General features: G+C 70.9%; 13 protein-coding genes. 8 read left to right on the top strand and 5 right to left on the bottom strand.

Annotated features, from left to right (window positions below):
- Positions 1 to 32: 32 nt before the first annotated feature.
- Genes hutU through hutI form a run of 3 tightly spaced genes read left to right on the top strand, consistent with a single transcriptional unit; the run spans position 33 to position 3,987 of the window.
- On the top strand, positions 33 to 1,847 hold the full coding sequence (gene hutU, locus NO978_RS01420; protein WP_257297726.1) for a urocanate hydratase: 1,815 nt from the start codon (positions 33 to 35) through the stop codon (positions 1,845 to 1,847).
- On the top strand, positions 1,847 to 2,773 hold the full coding sequence (gene hutG, locus NO978_RS01415) for a formimidoylglutamase (RefSeq protein ID WP_257297725.1): 927 nt from the start codon (positions 1,847 to 1,849) through the stop codon (positions 2,771 to 2,773). The genes hutU and hutG overlap by 1 nt, the downstream gene beginning before the upstream one ends.
- Positions 2,770 to 3,987: an imidazolonepropionase gene (gene hutI, locus NO978_RS01410; protein WP_257297724.1), complete on the top strand. Its 1,218-nt coding sequence runs from the start codon at positions 2,770 to 2,772 to the stop codon at positions 3,985 to 3,987. Before hutG ends, hutI begins: the two co-directional genes overlap by 4 nt.
- 15 nt (positions 3,988 to 4,002) lie before the next feature.
- Here the strand turns inward: hutI and NO978_RS01405 are convergent, their stop codons facing one another.
- Positions 4,003 to 5,187, bottom strand: a complete 1,185-nt coding sequence (locus NO978_RS01405; protein ID WP_257297723.1) for an MFS transporter — start codon at positions 5,185 to 5,187, stop codon at positions 4,003 to 4,005.
- A gap of 130 nt (positions 5,188 to 5,317) precedes the next feature.
- Here NO978_RS01405 and NO978_RS01400 point away from each other — a divergent pair, with 130 nt between their 5' ends.
- Positions 5,318 to 5,599, top strand: a complete 282-nt coding sequence (locus tag NO978_RS01400) for a hypothetical protein (protein ID WP_257297722.1) — start codon at positions 5,318 to 5,320, stop codon at positions 5,597 to 5,599.
- A 21-nt stretch (positions 5,600 to 5,620) separates the two neighbouring features.
- Here the strand turns inward: NO978_RS01400 and NO978_RS01395 are convergent, their stop codons facing one another.
- The gene (locus NO978_RS01395; RefSeq protein ID WP_257297721.1) at positions 5,621 to 6,655 is read right to left on the bottom strand and encodes a YihY/virulence factor BrkB family protein; all 1,035 of its coding nucleotides are present in this window, start codon (positions 6,653 to 6,655) and stop codon (positions 5,621 to 5,623) included.
- 109 nt (positions 6,656 to 6,764) lie between these two features.
- Between NO978_RS01395 and NO978_RS01390 the strand changes: the two genes are divergently transcribed.
- On the top strand, positions 6,765 to 7,733 hold the full coding sequence (locus tag NO978_RS01390) for a carbohydrate kinase (protein WP_257297720.1): 969 nt from the start codon (positions 6,765 to 6,767) through the stop codon (positions 7,731 to 7,733).
- Here the strand turns inward: NO978_RS01390 and NO978_RS01385 are convergent.
- The gene (locus tag NO978_RS01385) at positions 7,725 to 8,801 is read right to left on the bottom strand and encodes a Xaa-Pro peptidase family protein (protein WP_257297719.1); all 1,077 of its coding nucleotides are present in this window, start codon (positions 8,799 to 8,801) and stop codon (positions 7,725 to 7,727) included. The genes NO978_RS01390 and NO978_RS01385 overlap by 9 nt on opposite strands.
- 2 nt (positions 8,802 to 8,803) lie before the next feature.
- Positions 8,804 to 9,925: a Gfo/Idh/MocA family protein gene (locus NO978_RS01380; protein WP_257297718.1), complete on the bottom strand. Its 1,122-nt coding sequence runs from the start codon at positions 9,923 to 9,925 to the stop codon at positions 8,804 to 8,806.
- An 85-nt stretch (positions 9,926 to 10,010) separates the two neighbouring features.
- On the opposite strand from NO978_RS01380, the gene NO978_RS01375 reads away from it, so the two are divergent.
- The gene (locus NO978_RS01375) at positions 10,011 to 10,577 is read left to right on the top strand and encodes a hypothetical protein (RefSeq protein ID WP_257297717.1); all 567 of its coding nucleotides are present in this window, start codon (positions 10,011 to 10,013) and stop codon (positions 10,575 to 10,577) included.
- A gap of 5 nt (positions 10,578 to 10,582) precedes the next feature.
- Here the strand turns inward: NO978_RS01375 and NO978_RS01370 are convergent, their stop codons facing one another.
- Positions 10,583 to 11,032, bottom strand: a complete 450-nt coding sequence (locus NO978_RS01370) for a universal stress protein (protein ID WP_257297716.1) — start codon at positions 11,030 to 11,032, stop codon at positions 10,583 to 10,585.
- 219 nt (positions 11,033 to 11,251) lie between these two features.
- On the opposite strand from NO978_RS01370, the gene hutH reads away from it, so the two are divergent.
- Positions 11,252 to 12,820 (top strand): histidine ammonia-lyase, encoded by a 1,569-nt coding sequence (gene hutH, locus NO978_RS01365; protein ID WP_257297715.1) that lies wholly within the window; start codon positions 11,252 to 11,254, stop codon positions 12,818 to 12,820.
- A 273-nt stretch (positions 12,821 to 13,093) separates the two neighbouring features.
- Positions 13,094 to 15,238 carry a nuclease-related domain-containing DEAD/DEAH box helicase gene (locus NO978_RS01360; RefSeq protein WP_257297714.1) on the top strand — a complete coding sequence of 715 codons (2,145 nt, stop codon included), beginning with the start codon at positions 13,094 to 13,096 and terminating at the stop codon, positions 15,236 to 15,238.
- The last annotated feature ends 116 nt before the right edge of the window (positions 15,239 to 15,354 follow it).

Here is a 15,354-nt window from a genome sequence, read left to right as displayed (position 1 = left end):
CTCCCTTCGGTCTGGCTGCCGTCTAATCAGGTATGCAACGGCACGACGACAGCGACGAGGGCGGTCACGACATCGGGGAGCCGTCCGAACAGTGGCGCGAGTACCAGGGTGCACCGACCGGCACGGACATCGAGTGCGAGGGCTGGCGGCAGGAGGCCGCGCTGCGGATGCTGAACAACAACCTCGACCCCGAGGTCGCCGAGAAACCCGAGGAGCTGGTGGTGTACGGCGGGACCGGCCGCGCGGCACGGAGCTGGGACGCCTACGACGCCATACTCGACGAACTCAGGGAGCTCGCGGACGACGAGACGCTGCTCGTGCAGTCCGGCAAGCCCGTCGGCGTGTTCCAGACGCGGGAGGAGTCCCCGCGCGTGCTCATCGCGAACTCGAACATCGTCGGCCGCTGGGACAGCTGGGAGCACTTCCACGAGCTGGAGTCCAAGGGGCTCATCATGTACGGTCAGATGACCGCCGGCTCGTGGGCGTACATCGGCACGCAGGGCATCATCCAGGGGACCTACGAGACGCTGGCCGAACTCGCCAAGCAGCACTATCCCGACAACGACGGCCTCCGCGGCAAGACCGTCGTCACGGCCGGCCTCGGCGGGATGGGCGGCGCACAGCCCCTCGCGGTGACGATGAACCACGGCGTCTGCATCGCCGCCGAGGTCGACGAGGAGCGCATCGACCGCCGCATCGAGACGGGCTACTGCATGGCGAAGACGGACGACCTCGACGAGGCCATCGAGCGCGCCGAGGCGGCCGCCGAGGCCGGCGAGTCGTTCTCCATCGGCGTCCACATGAACGCCGCCGACATGTTCGAGGGCCTGCTCGAGCGGGGCTGGGTGCCCGATATCGTCACCGACCAGACGAGCGCCCACGACGAGCTGGAGGGCTACTACCCGTCGGGCTACACCGTCGACGAGGCGGACGAACTGCGCGAGCGGGACCCCGAGCAGTACGTCGAGGAGAGCATGGACACGATGGAGCGCCACGTCGACGGCATCCTGCAGATGCAGGACGAGGGCGCCATCGCCTTCGAGTACGGGAACAACATCCGCGGACAGGTGCAGGACCACCGGAACCACGAGGACGCGTTCGACTTCCCGGGCTTCGTCCCGGCGTACATCCGCCCGCTGTTCTGCCGCGGGAAGGGGCCGTTCCGGTGGGCCGCGCTCTCGGGCGACCCCGAAGACATTCACCGCACCGACGAGGCCATCCTCGAACTGTTCCCCGAGAAGGACCACCTGCGGCGCTGGATCGAGCTCGCACAGGAGCAGGTCCACTTCCAGGGGCTCCCGAGCCGGGTCTGCTGGCTGGGGTATCAGGCGGGCGATGCGCCGCAGGCGCATCGAGACGGAGGCGGCGAAGCCGCCGGAGCCGGTGACGACGAGGAGGACGGGCTCACCGAGCGCGCACGCTTCGCCCTCCGCATCAACGAGCTCGTCGCCGAGGGCGAGATATCCGCGCCGGTCGTCGTGACGCGTGACCACCTCGACGCCGGCTCCGTCGCCAGCCCGAACCGGGAGACCGAGGCGATGCGCGACGGCTCCGACGCGGTCGCGGACTGGCCCATCCTGAACGCACTGCTGAACACCGCTGCTGGCGCGGACATCGTCTCGGTCCACGACGGCGGTGGCGTCGGCATCGGTAACTCGCTGCACACGAACAACCACGTCGTCCTCGACGGGACCGAACAGGCCGTCGAGACGGCAGAGCGCGTGTTCACCACCGACCCCGGTATGGGTGTCATCCGCCACGCGGACGCGGGCTACGAGGAGGCCCTGGCGGAGGCCCGCGAGTCCGACGTCCGGGTGCCGATGCGTGACCGCGGTGAGTCCAACTGATGACGGCCTTTACCGGCCCACCGGAGTGGTCGGGCACCTCGTCGGACTCGAACGACGAGCAGCTCGGTCACCTCGTCGAGGCGACGACGCTCCCGTCGGCGGGCGAGTACGACGCCGTCCTCGTCGGCGAGCCGTACGACGGCGCGGTCATCGGCCGCACGGGCGCTGCTGACGGCCCGGAGGCTATCCGCGAATCGCTGGCGGGCGTCAAGAGCCACCACTTCGACGCCGGCCCGGTCTCGCGCACCGCCGACCTCGGCGACGTGACGCTCCCGGCGGCAGGGGATGTCGCAGCGGTGCAGGACGCGGTCGCCGATACCGCGGCTGCAGTCCACGAGACCGACGCACTCCCCGTCTTTCTCGGCGGTGACAACTCGCTGACGGCGGCGAACGTCCGGCCGTTGCTCGACACCGGAAGCGTCGGCGTCGTGAACTTCGACGCGCACCTCGACTGTCGTGCGGTTCCGGAGGGTGGTCCGACGAGCGGGACGCCGTACCGTCAGCTGTTCGATGCGGGACTGGACGGCTACGCACCGGTGGGTGTGCGGCACTTCGAGACCTCCACGGCCTATCACGACTACCTCCGCGAGCGGGGCAGCGAGGTCGTCACGGCCGAAGAGGTCGGCGCGGATGCGGTCGCGGCGGCGGACCGGGCGCTCGACGGCCTCGGCGACGTCGACCACGTGTACGTCTCCGTGGACATCGACGTGCTGGACGTGACGGCCGCGCCGGGCGCCAGCGCCCCGACGCCTGGTGGGCTGACGACTCGGGAGCTGTACCGCACGCTCCGACTCGTCGCCAGCGACGACCGCGTCGCGGGGTTCGAGGTCGTCGAGACCGCACCCCCGCTCGACGCCGACGACGGCCGAACCGTCGACGCCGCGGCCCGCGCCGTCGCCCACTTCCTCGCGGGGTGGTCCGCGTGACGGACCTCGTCGTGTACAACATCGCGGAGCTGGCGGTCGGACCCGGCACGGACGAACCGATGGAGACCATCGAGAACGCGGCGGTTGCAGTCGAGGACGGCACCGTCGTCTCGGTCGGTGACACCGACGACGTGACCGAGGAGCATCCGCCATCGGCGGCCGACGAAGCGCACGACGCCGCCGGACGGGCCGTCCTCCCGGGCTTCGTCGACCCGCACACCCACGCCCTGTTCGCGGGCGACCGATCGGACGAGTTCGAGGCCAAGCTCCGGGGGAAGTCCTACCAGGAAATTCTGTCGGGGGGCGGCGGCATCCTCCGGACCGTCGACGCCGTCCGGACCGCAGACGAGGACACGCTGCTCGCGAACCTGCGCTCCCAGCTCGACGTGATGCTCGAACACGGCACGACGACGGTCGAGGTGAAGTCCGGCTACGGGCTCGACACCGAGACCGAACTCCGGATGCTCCGGGTCATCGGCCGCGCCGACGAACAGCACCCGGTCGACGTGGTGCCGACGTTCATGGGTGCCCACGCCGTCCCGCAGGGGATGGACACCGACGAGTACGTCGACCACGTGGTCGAGGAACAGATCCCCGCGGTCGCCGAGCAGGGCATCGCGAGCTTCTGCGACGTGTTCTGCGAGGAGGACGTGTTCTCCGTCGCCCAGTCCCGGCGCGTGCTGGAGACCGGGATGGCCCACGGGCTCACGCCGAAGGTCCACGCCGAGGAGCTGGCCCACATCGGCGGCACCCAGCTCGCCGCGGAGGTCGGTGCGACCAGCGCGGACCACCTGCTCCACTCGACCGAGGACGACGTCGACGGGCTCGTCGAGGCCGGTGTCGTCCCCGTGTTGCTCCCCGGCACCGCGTTCGGCCTCGGCGCGGAGTACGCCGACGCCGGGATGATGCTCGACCGCGACGCGCCGGTCGCCATCGCGACCGACTTCAACCCGAACTGCCACAGCCACAGCATGGGGTTCGCCCAGTCGCTCGCCTGCGTCGGCATGGGGATGACGCCCGCCGAGGCGCTGCTGGCGAGCACGCACAACGCCGCCGAGGCGCTGGACCTCCCGGCCCGACACGGGACGCTTCGGGAGGGTGCGCCCGCCGACCTGGTCGTGCTCGACGCGCCGTCGTTCGTCCACGTGCCGTACCAGTACGGCGTCAACGTCGTCGAGACGGTCTGGAAGGACGGCGAGCGGGTGCAGGGCTGAGCGGCCCGACTGTCCTCACAGCCCCAGCCGGAGCGTCCGGTTCGCGAGCAGCGTCAGCAGCCCGACGGCCATCACGACCGCCAGCAACGAGAACGCGGTCAGCCACGTCGTGGCGTCGGAGACGCCGCCGACGACGACGCTCCCGGTCGCGCCGAGCAGCATGTAGGCGGTACGGACGAGCCCGAAGCCGACCCCGCGCTCCTCGGCCCCGAGCAGGTCGATGAACCGGGACTGGATGGGCGCACCCCACGACATCGAGAGCCCGACGAGTACGGACGCGACGGTAAACGTTGGGAGGCCAGCGCCCCGGCTCGCGCCGACCACGAGCAGCGAGTAGCCGACGATGCCGGCACTCATCGTCACCATCGCCGTCGTGTCGCGTCCCACGCGGTCGGAGAGCGAGCCCGTCAGCGGCTGCGTCGCGCCGTGGACGAGGAAGTACAGGGAAAAGAGCAGGCTCGCCTGCGTCGTCGACAGTCTCCCGGCCTCGTCGAGGAACGACGGGAGGAACGACGCCGTCGCCTGCCACGTGAACGCACCGAGGAACGCCAGCAGCGTCGTGTACGCGATGGGCGGCCGCGAGAGCAGCTCGACCAGTGGTTCCAGCGCGAACCGCTCGCGCATCGGCTGGTCGGGCCGCGTCGGTTCGGTCGGCCGGACCTGCGTCGCGAACAGGACGAAGACCGGGACGGCGGTCAGGATGCCGAGCGCGATGGCCCAGCGCCAGCCGAACTGGGCACCGACGAGCGCGGCGACCGGCGGGACGACCAGCCCGGCCATCGGCCCACCGGCGACGTGGACGCCGATGGCTCGACCCACGTCGTCGAACTGCTTCGCGAGGAACGTCGTCGCGACCGAGTAGTGCAGTCCGGCACCGGCACCGAGTAGCACTGCACCGAGGATGAACACCGGAACCGTCGGCGAGAGTGCGAGCAGGGCGGCAGTGACGCCGGTCGAGCCGACGGCTGCGAGAATGACTCGGCGCTCGCCGTAGCGGTCGCCGAGCACGCCCGAGGGGAACTGCGTCAGCGCGTACGCCGCCCACATGCCGGAGAGTGCGAGCCCGAGGACGCCGTAGGAGACCCCGAAGTCGTCGACAACGAGTGGGAGCACCGGGCTGATCGCCAGTCGGGCGACCATCGTCGCGGCGAACGCCAGCGTGCAGGCGACGAGTGCGGTGTACGCGTACCGCCAGTTCACGGATTAGATAGCGGGTCGTCGGGAAAGCCGGTTTTGGAAGCGGCCGCGGTCGCCGGTGAGCGCGCACCGTGTCACCGGTGGGCGCGGCCGCGGCGGTGCGTTCAACTCCCGTCAGGTCGTACGGACCGTCATGAGCGACGACGACGACCCACTCGCCGACCTCGCCGCGGCGCTGCGTGAGACCGAGTCGTACCCCGTCGACCGCGTGGCCAACCGCTGGCTCGGGGAGGCCACAGCCGTCGCCGGGGACCTCGCGGCGGCGGACCTGCCGGACGAGGTCGTCCACGAGCGACTGGGCCACGTCGAACACCTGCTCTCGAACGTCGACGGCACCGGCTCCGCCGAGGCGGACGAGCTGGTCGAACGGGCGAAGACACTGACCGAGGCTGCCATCGAACAGCACCAGAACTGAACCGAGCGCGTGCGAAAGGAGTCAGTCCTCCGGCCACCAGCGCAGCTCCAGGCCGACCGAGCCGCCGACGCCGAACAGCCCGTCCTCCTCGTCGACGACGGCCGACTCGGGTGCCTCGACCGCGACGGTCTCGCCGTTCACAGTCACCGAGAGCGTCGCGTCCTCGCCTTCGAGGCTGGTCGCGAGCGCCTCGAGGTCGGCCAGCAGCTCGTCGCGGCCAGCGTCGGTCACACGGTCGGTCCGGTCCCGGGCGACGCCGCCGAACACCGGGTCGATGTCGACGTCGCGCGAGCGGTTCGAGAGCACGGCGTTGACAGCCGCGCCGACCAGGATGAGCAGGCCGGCGACGTAGAGCCAGGTCAGCAGGACGAGGATGCTCGCGACGAGGTTCGCGCCGCTGCCGCCGGACTTGAACGCCGTAAAGACCACCTGCGCGACGGTGATACCGACCGACGCGAGCGCGGTGCCGGGGACCACCTCCACGAGGGAGACGTCCGCGTCCGGGAAGACGTAGTACATCGGGTAGAGCACGATGAACAAACCGGCGGCGGTTGCGATGGAACGGAGCACCAGCGCCAGGGCACCGTCGCCCTGTACCGTGACGAGGCTGCCGGCGGCGCTCGCGAGCAGGATGGCCAGCGCGACGGTGACGAGCAGTAGCAGCCCGTCGCCGATCTGGTCGGCGAACGTGTTCTCGCGCTCGGTTTCGTAGATGTCCGAGAAGGCGGTGTCGAGCCCGCGGAAGATGCGCAGCGTCCCCCAGACGAGGAACGCGACCCCGAGCAGCGAGACCGACGCGTCGGCGTCGGCGAGGCCCTGCTGGATGATGTCGCTCGACTGCTCGGTGAGGACGGCCTGCATCACCGACACCACCGAGTCCTCCAGCGCGACGTTCTGCAGCTGCTGGACGAGCGTCAGCACGAGCAACAGCAGCGGGAGGATGGAGATGAACGCGTGGTAGGCGATGGAGCCGGCCATGAACGTCAGCTTCTCGGCCCTGATCTCGTGGACCACGGCCGTGACGATCTCGCGGACCCGGCGTCGACTGATTCGCATGGCGGGACGGAGGCGTGCCGGGGGGATATAGCTCGTGGCGCAGACGAGCGGCTGGACTGGCGCTGTCACGAGAGGTGCGTTTAGGTGCCCTACCGGCGAAGCCGGTACCATGACCGACCATCGCGACCACCGCGTACTCGTCGCGGGCGAGACGCTGGTCGACCTCCTCCCGGCGCGTCCGGGCCCGCTGTCCGCGGTGGAGACGTTCGACCGCCGGCCGGGCGGCGCGCCCGCGAACGTCGCCGTCGGGCTCGCCAGGCTCGGACACGCGCCGCTGTTCTGGACGCGCGTCGGTGCCGACCCGTTCGGGGAGTTCCTCGCCGACACACTCGCCGAGGAGGGCATCCCCGAACGGTTCGTCGAGCGAGACTCCGACGCGAAGACGACGCTCGCGTTCGTCACCCACGACGCGTCCGGGGACCGCACGTTCAGCTTCTACCGGGACGGCACCGCCGATACGCGGCTCGAACCCGGAACGGTCCCCGACGCCACCCTCGCGGCCGTGGACCGTGTCGTCTGTGGCGGTGTGCCGCTCGCTGCGGGCCGGTCGCGTGAGGCGACTCGGGACCTGCTCGAACGGGCCAGGGCAGCCGGTTCCGAAACGTGGTTCGACCCCAACTACCGGCCCGAGCTCTGGCGCGACGACGACTTCGGCGCTGTCGCCGGCGACGCGCTCGCCCACGTGGGCGTGCTGAAGGCGACGACGGGTGAGCTCCGCGAACTCGGCCTCACAGGGGAGACGCCGACGGAGCTGGCCGAAGCCGCGACCGAACGGGGCCCCCACACGGTGCTCGTGACCCTCGGCGGGGACGGCGCGCTCGCCCACGCGACCGCCGACGCACCGTGGGGACCGGCGACGGTCGAACACGCCGGCTACGACGTCGACGTGGTGGACACGACGGGGGCCGGCGACGCGTTCCTCGCGGGTGCCATCGCCCGGGCGACCGCGGGCGATTGCTCCCTCGAAAATATCCTCTCCTACGCGAACGCGGTGGCGGCCGTGGCGACCACCGCCACCGGGGCGATGGCCGCTCTCCCGTCACACGAGACTGTGGTAGGGGTACAGGATTCAGCGTAACGGGTCCGGCCGTGGCAGGCTGACCTCGTGGCCGACCGCGTCGTGGGTCCTCGTCGGCCAGTCGTCGGTCGTCGTCAGCACCTCGAGGCCGTCCGCGGTGACGAGGACGGTGTCCTCGCTCTTCGCGCCGCGGACGGTCGGGTTCCAGGCGTACCCCTGCGGGAGGTGGACCCGGGCCCCACTCTCCGGCGTCGCGATCCACTCCCGCCCGGCGAAGCCGGCGGCCCCGCCCTGGTGGTGTTCGCGCCACTCGTCGGGGAAGCCGACTGCGTCGTACGCCGCCCGAATCTCGGCGAACACGTCGCCCGCAGTACCGCCGTCGTGAGCCACCGCCTGCGTGGCGGCCAGTGCGGTCGTCTCGACCCGGGCGGCGGCCGCGTGACGCTCGGCCAGCCACTCGGGCTCGTCGAACGCGACTGTCCGGGTGCAACTCGCCGCGAGGCCGCCCCGCGTCGTCGTCACCGACACGAGCGCGTAGCCGTCGAGTGTGGCGTCGGTTGGCGTGTAGTGCCGGTACGCCCTCGCCCGGCGCTCGCCGCCGACGAGGACGACTGGCGAGTCGATGCCACCTGCGGTCAGCGCGCCCCGAAGCCGGGCTGCGACGGCCCGCTCGGTGTCCGACGGTCCGCAGTCGCGACAGACCGCCTCGACGGCCGCGGCGACGTCACCTCCGAGTTCGCGGTACCGTTCGACGTCGCCGTCGGTCAGCGGTTGTCGCAGCGTCGCGGCGTCGACCGACTCGAAGCCCGGCACGTCGAAGTCCGCGGCGGCGGGGGTCGCGGCGTGGTCGGCGACGGCCGCGGCGAGGTCGCTCGCGTGCCACGGGAACGCCTCGACCGGCACGTCGTCGAGTTCCTCGTCGGCCAGCCGGTCCGCTTCGATGTCGTTCGTGACGACGCGGAGACCGGTGCCGTCGTAGCCAACCGCCGCGACGCCGACGTCGGTGGCCCGGTCGACCACGTTATCGCCGCCGGTGAGCCAGGCGAAGCTGTTCGGGCGGGCGAACCAGACGGACGCGAGTCCGCGCTCCGCCCGGAGGTCGTCCAGTCGACCCAGCTTCGAGTCCATCATCATCCGTCGGCGCTCACCCAGGCCCCGGTCTCGTCGCTCTCGGCGATGGCGTCGAGCACCCGCTGGACGGACATCGCGTCCTCGAAGTCCGGCTCGTAGGCGGTGCCATCGGCGACGCTTCGCAGGAACTCGGCGTTCTCGTGGACGAACGTGTGCTCCCAGCCGACGACGTGGCCCGGCGGCCACCAGTGGTCGACGTAGGGGTCGTCCTCGTCCGTGACGAGCACCGTCTCGTAGCCCCGGTCGCCTTCGCGGCGAACCTCCAGTTCGTTCAGGCGCTCCAGCGAGAACCGCAGACTCCCCTTCGAGCCGTGGACGGCGACGTGGTGGTCGTTCTTGTGCCCGGTCGCAAAGCGGGAGGCCTCGAAGGTGCCCATCGCGCCGCTCGCGAACTCGGCCTGTGCGCTGTAGGCGTCGTCGACCGTGACCGGTTTCGGCTCGCCCGTCTCCGGGTCGGGGCGCTCCTCGACGAACGTCTGCAGGTGGCCGCTCACGCGCTCGATGGGGCCGGTCCGCTCGCCGACGAGGAAGTGCGCGAGGTCGACCGTGTGCGCGCCGAGGTCGCCCAGCGCGCCGGAGCCCGCGAGCTCGGCGTCGTTGCGCCAGCTCCACGGTGCCTCGGGGTCGACCAGCCAGTCCTGGAGGTAGCGGCCGCGGAACTGGTGTATCTCGCCCAGCTCGCCGGCTTCGACGAGGTTCTTCGCGTACTGCAGCGCCGGCACGAACCGGTAGTTGAACGCACAGCCCGCCGTGGCGTCGCTGTCTCGGGCCGCCTGGACCATTCGCTCGGCACCCCCGGTCGTCGGCGCGAGCGGCTTCTCGCAGAGGACGTGGGTGCCGGCTTCGAGCGCGGCGACGGTCGGCTCGACGTGCAGGAAGTTCGGGCCGAGGTTGTAGAACACGTCGACGTCGTCGACCACGTCGCGCCAGTCGGTCGCGGTGCGGGCGAAGCCGAGGCGGTCCTTCGCCTCGTCGAGGGCGTCCTCGTCGGTGCCGACGAGCACGTCGCGGTCGACCGCCGGCGCGTCCGGGAAGAACATCGGCAGCCGGGCGATAGCGTTCGCGTGGGCTTTCCCCATGAACCGGTAGCCGAGGAAGCCGACGGAGAGAGCTTCGTCCATACCGGGGCAACGACCGACGCTGTGTAAAACCTTCGCCCGCGCCGGCGACGACAGGTTTAGGCCCGCCGACCCACCAGTTCCGGACGTGACACTGCGCGACTCGGTTCGGCAGCTGACGGCCAGACTCGGGCTCTCCAGCGGCGGCGGCGTTCGGACGGGCGCCGACGCGACTCTCGGGACAGCTGGCGACGACGACAGCCCGACCGAGACGCTCGTCGACGCCGGCGTGTTGCGTCCCGTCGACGACGGCTACGTACTCGCCGACGAGTTCGGTGCGCGCTGGCTCGACTCGATGGCCCCGTTCCGTGCAGCGACCGCCGAGCAGGTAGCCGACGGCGTCCGCGGCGTCCGGCAGGACGCGACGGTCACTGTCGAGGACCGCGAGGACGGGCAGACGATCGTCGTCTCCGACGCCTGGGACGGTGTGACGCTGGAACTGTCCCGTGCGGCCGCCATCGCCGACGTGGCGGCAGTCAACACGCTCGCCGGCTCCGATATCGCCCCACCCGACCGGCTCGCATGTCTCCCCGTGCTCCGGCGTCACCTCGAGGAGTGCCCGGACTGTGAGGCGAGCCTGGTCGAGTCGGGGGACGACGGCGAACCCGTCGTCACGTGCCCGACCTGCGGGGCCCACTTCGGCGAGCCGCGCTGACCGTCTCAGTCCTCGCGGACGAACGTCACGGGGCAGGGGGAGTTCAACATGACCGACTGTGCGGTCGAGCCGAACACCGCCTTGCCGGTCGGGGAGCGACCACGGCCGCCGACGACGACCAGGTCGGCCGAGTCCTCGTCCGCCAGGTCGACGACCTCGTCGCCGTAGTCGCCGACGCTACCCCTGACGACGACGTCGAGCCCGGCGTCGTCGAGTGTCGCGCGGATCTCCCGCACCGTCGAGTACCGCTCGGCCACGTCGTCGGCGGTCACCTCGGCGGTAGGGGCGATGCCTAGCTTCTCGCGCACGTCGGCGTACTCGTCGTCGCCGAAGACGTGTGCGAGCACGACGGTCGCACCCGCCGGCCCGGCGATGTCAGTCACGGTCTCCGCCAGCGCGCCGATTCGGTCCTTGTCCCCGCGTCCGACCGCGAGCAGTACGGTTTGGAGTGGCATTTGCGCCGCGTACGACCCGACCAGACATAAAATCGCAGGGTCGTTTACTCGGTTCCGTATGAAAATTTCTCTGGGGGCTCCGTGGGGTCTGTCGCGTCGTCCCGGACGTTACTACTTGAATAGCCCTCTCATAGCTGGTGCAGGTGCCTTCGGGCTGGCGGTCGTTGGGAACGCTATGCACGAACACCGAGAACGCGAACCGAATGGCGGTGGTCAGCCGTGACGGTCACCCTCGACGGGGAGACGCTGACGCCGGCGGACGTCGTCGCGGTCGTCCGCGACCACGAACCGGTCGCGGTCGCGGACGACGCTCGCGAGCGGGTGCGCACTGCACGCGAACGCGTCGAGGACGTCCTCGACTCCGGCGAGGCCGTCTACGGCCTCAACACGGGCTTCGGGGAACTCGTCAACGAGCGCATCCCGCCCGAACGCGTGGCCGACCTCCAGACGAACCTGCTACGGAGCCACGCCGCCGGCTCCGGTCGCGAATGTACGACCGAGGAGGTCCGCGCGATGCTCGTCACCCGGGTCAACGCGCTCGTGAAGGGCCACTCGGGCATCCGCGAACGGGTCGTCGACCACCTCGTGACGATGCTGAACGAGGGCGTCCACCCCGTCGTCCGCTCGCGCGGGAGCCTCGGTGCGAGCGGCGATCTCGCGCCGCTGGCCCACATGGCGCTCGTGCTCATCGGCGAGGGCGAAGCGGAGCACGACGGCGAGCGGCTGTCGGGCGACGAGGCGCTCGCGGCCGTCGGCCTCGAACCGCTCTCGCTCGCGGCCAAGGAGGGCCTCGCGCTCATCAACGGCACCCAGCTCACCGTCGGGAAGGCCGCACTCGCGGTCGTCGACGCCGAGCGCGTGGTCCGCGCGGCCGACGTGGCTGGCGCGCTCACCACCGAGGTGACGATGGGGACCACGGCCAGCAGCGCCCCGGTCATCCACGACGTGCGGCCACACGAGGGCCAGACGGCGAGTGCCCGGAACGTCCGGCGCTGCTGTGACGACTCGGAGATCGTCGAGTCGCACCGGAACTGCGACCGCGTGCAGGACGCCTACAGCATCCGCTGTCTCCCACAGGTCCACGGCGCGGTCCGCGACGCCGTCTCGCACCTCCGCGAGGCGGTCGAGGTCGAGCTGAACAGCGCGACCGACAACCCGCTCGTCTTCGACGCCGACGCGACCCACGCCCGGGCCTCCGGCACGGAGGCGGCCGCGGTGCTCTCGGGTGGGAACTTCCACGGCGCGCCGCTGGCGCACCGACTCGACTACCTGACCGCGGCGATGACCGACCTCGCGGCAATCTGCGAGCGCCGCGTCGACCGGCTGGTCAACCCCAACCTGCAGGAGCCACATCTCCCGCCGTTCCTCACTCCCGAGAGCGGCCTGCGCTCGGGCTACATGATCGCCCAGTACACCGCGGCCTCGCTCGTCAACGAGTGCCGGTCGCTCGGCCGCGCCGCAACCGACAACACGCCCGTCTCAGGTGGGCAGGAGGACCACGTGAGCATGTCGGCGCAGGCGGCTCACCACGCTCGCACCGCCGTCGACAACGCGACGGCCGTGGTCGGGGTCGAACTCCTCTGTGGCGCGCAGGCCATGGAGTTCGTGGACGACGGTCTCACACCCGGCGCGGGGACCGCAGCGGCCTACGACGCGGTCCGAGAACTGGTCGACCCGCTCGATGACGACCGCGAGCTCGCGCCCGAGATGGACCGGGTCGCGGCGCTGGTCAGTTCGGGACTGCTCGACGACGCCGTCTCCGAGTCGCTCTCGGCGGCGCTGGAGTAGGAGGCACGGATGGACGCAGACGGCGTCGCCATCGGCCCACCGGGACATCAGAGGGGGTTGGGGGGTTGGGTGGTGAACCGCTGCCGGCTCTGCACGCCACGTCGCGACCTACGGTTATAGACGGCCAGTACTTAAATTCCCCAAAACTCGAGACCACTCAACTAGTGTTTCTCGGCCGCTCTCACGGGGTTCCAGTTTCGCGGTGTGGTCCAGGCGAGTGCCCGACTGCGCGGGCCCGACACGCTTATACCCGGGCCGGAACCAGTCGCCGGCATGGAGTTCATCGCGTCCGGCGAGGGCGGTGACCACGCCGGCGTCGACGCCGAACGAACGGTCTGGCGGGCGGTCACCCGGGCGTTCGGCCCCGGCGACCGCGGTGTCGCCTACTGGCGGTACCCCATCGTCTCTCCCGACCGCGACGCGTTCGACCGGGAGGCCGACTTCGTCCTGCTGCACGAGACATTCGGGCTGGTTGTCGTCGAGTGCAAGGGCTACCGGCTGGACCACGTCGCCGCCATCGAAGGCGACCAGTGGCGGCTGCAGGGGACCCGCCAGTCGACGGCGACCCCGTACACGCAGGCCCGCGACCACGGATTCCGGCTGCTGAACCACCTCGACGACGAGCCCGCGCTGACCGACGACCGCGGGAACCCGACCGTGCCCGCCAACTTCTTCGTCGCGCTCCCGAACGTCGACCGCGACGCCTGGGACGACCGGTTCGGGTCGCTGCCGTCGGCCCCGCCGGTGCTGACCGCCGACGAGTTGACGCCCGGCTCGTTGCGCGAGGCACTCGAAGGCACGGCCGGCGAACCGCTCGACACCACGACGTACGAGGCGGCACGGGCGGTGTTGAGCGGCGGGCAGCCGATCAGCGGCGGGTCGCGTCCGGCGACCGGCGACGGGCCGTCACCGGAGGCCGCCAGCACGAAGGCCGAGCTGTACGAGCACGTCGCGGGCGGACTGAAACGGCTCGACGGCAAACAGGAGGAGATCGGCCTGCAGATTCCCGACGGCCCACAGCAGATTCGTGGCATCGCCGGCTCGGGCAAGTCGGTGCTACTCGCCCAGAAGGCCGCCCAGATGCACGCCCGGCACCCGGACTGGCGGGTCGTCGTAACGTTCCAGACGCGCTCGCTGTACCCGACGGTCATCGAGACCATCCGCCGGTACCACGAACACTACGCCGGCACCGAGCCGGACTGGGACCGTCTCGAGGTGCTCCACGGCTGGGGTGGCCGCACCCGTCGCGGCCTCTACTACGAGGTCGCACAGGCTGCCGGCGCCGAACCGCGGACGTTCGGCGACGCGCGCTCGACGTTCGACCGCGACGACGGCGACCTGCTCGCGCAGTGCTGTGCCGAGGTGCTCGCGGACGACCCGATTCCGGAGCGGTACGACGCCATCCTCATCGACGAGGCACAGGACTTCGAGCCGCCGTTCTTCCGGCTCTGCCACGCCGCACTTCGCCCGCCGAAGCGGCTCGTCTGGGCGTACGACGAGGCACAGAGCCTCCAGACGCTGTCCGCACCGCGGCCGACGGACGTGTTCGGCACGGCGGCGGACGGCACGCCACGGGTGGCCCTGCAGGGCAGTTACGAGGGCGGGGTACAGAAGAGTCAGGTGATGCGGACGGCGTACCGCATGCCGCGCCCGGTGCTCGTGCTCGCACACGTGTTCGGCATGGGGCTGCTCCGCGACGGCGGCGCGGTCCAGGCACTCACCACGCAGTCGGGCTGGCAGGACATCGGCTACGAGGTCGACGGTGACTTCAGACAGTACGGCTCCCCCGTCACGCTCCGACGGCCACCCGAGCACTCCCCGCACCCGCTCTCCGGTGTCGAGGCCGCGCGGCCGTTCGTCGTCACGGAGACGTTCGCCGACCGCGGCGCGGAGCTCGACGCCGTCGCCGACGCGGTCCAGCGCGACGTGACCCGCCACGGCCTCGCGCCCGAGCGCATCGCGGTCGTCGTCCTCGGCCCCGTCCACGACTCGCGGGACTGGGGCGAGTCGCTGGCCGACCGCCTCCGCCGTCGCGACATTCCGCCCAATCTGGTCTGGGAGAGCGACCCCGACGTGTTCGACCGCGAGGGGCAGGTCACCGTCTCCCGGGTCAACCGCGCGAAGGGAAACCAGGCCGCCCAGGTGTACGTCGTCGGTCTCGACACCGTCGCCGACGCTGGTCGTCGGTCCGACGTCGTCCAGCGGCGGAACGAAGCGTTCGTCGCGCTCACCCGGACCACGGCGTGGTGTACCGTCACCGGCGTCGACCGCGACGACGCCGCGACCGACCGGCTGTTCGACGAACTCGACGAGGCAGTCGCCGGGGCCACCGGACGGCCGCCGGTCGTCACCTTCCCCGCACCCGAGCCCGCGGACCTCCAGCGGACGATGGTGGACGCGACGCTGGACGCGTTCTGAGCTTTCTGCTGCCGGGTTTGCTTCTCTGTGGCCCTACGAACGGAGGGCAGCAGGACGACGGGGTCGCGCCAGTCGTGGGAGTCGAGCCCGCAGGAGACTTCTCGGGTCGCTTATGT

Origin of the sequence: Haloarchaeobius sp. FL176 (genome assembly GCF_024609245.1) — an archaeon.
Taxonomy (GTDB): Archaea; Halobacteriota; Halobacteria; order Halobacteriales; family Natrialbaceae; genus Haloarchaeobius.
This window is presented reverse-complemented; position numbering and strand designations above follow the sequence as displayed.

Coding starts and splice junctions, on each gene's coding strand:
- hutU (WP_257297726.1), top strand. CDS start 33: ATGCAACGGCACGACGACAGCGACGAGGGCGGTCACGACATCGGGGAG.
- hutG (WP_257297725.1), top strand. CDS start 1,847: ATGACGGCCTTTACCGGCCCACCGGAGTGGTCGGGCACCTCGTCGGAC.
- NO978_RS01400 (WP_257297722.1), top strand. CDS start 5,318: ATGAGCGACGACGACGACCCACTCGCCGACCTCGCCGCGGCGCTGCGT.
- NO978_RS01395 (WP_257297721.1), bottom strand. CDS start 6,655: ATGCGAATCAGTCGACGCCGGGTCCGCGAGATCGTCACGGCCGTGGTC.
- NO978_RS01390 (WP_257297720.1), top strand. CDS start 6,765: ATGACCGACCATCGCGACCACCGCGTACTCGTCGCGGGCGAGACGCTG.
- NO978_RS01385 (WP_257297719.1), bottom strand. CDS start 8,801: ATGGACTCGAAGCTGGGTCGACTGGACGACCTCCGGGCGGAGCGCGGA.
- NO978_RS01380 (WP_257297718.1), bottom strand. CDS start 9,925: ATGGACGAAGCTCTCTCCGTCGGCTTCCTCGGCTACCGGTTCATGGGG.
- NO978_RS01370 (WP_257297716.1), bottom strand. CDS start 11,032: ATGCCACTCCAAACCGTACTGCTCGCGGTCGGACGCGGGGACAAGGAC.
- NO978_RS01360 (WP_257297714.1), top strand. CDS start 13,094: ATGGAGTTCATCGCGTCCGGCGAGGGCGGTGACCACGCCGGCGTCGAC.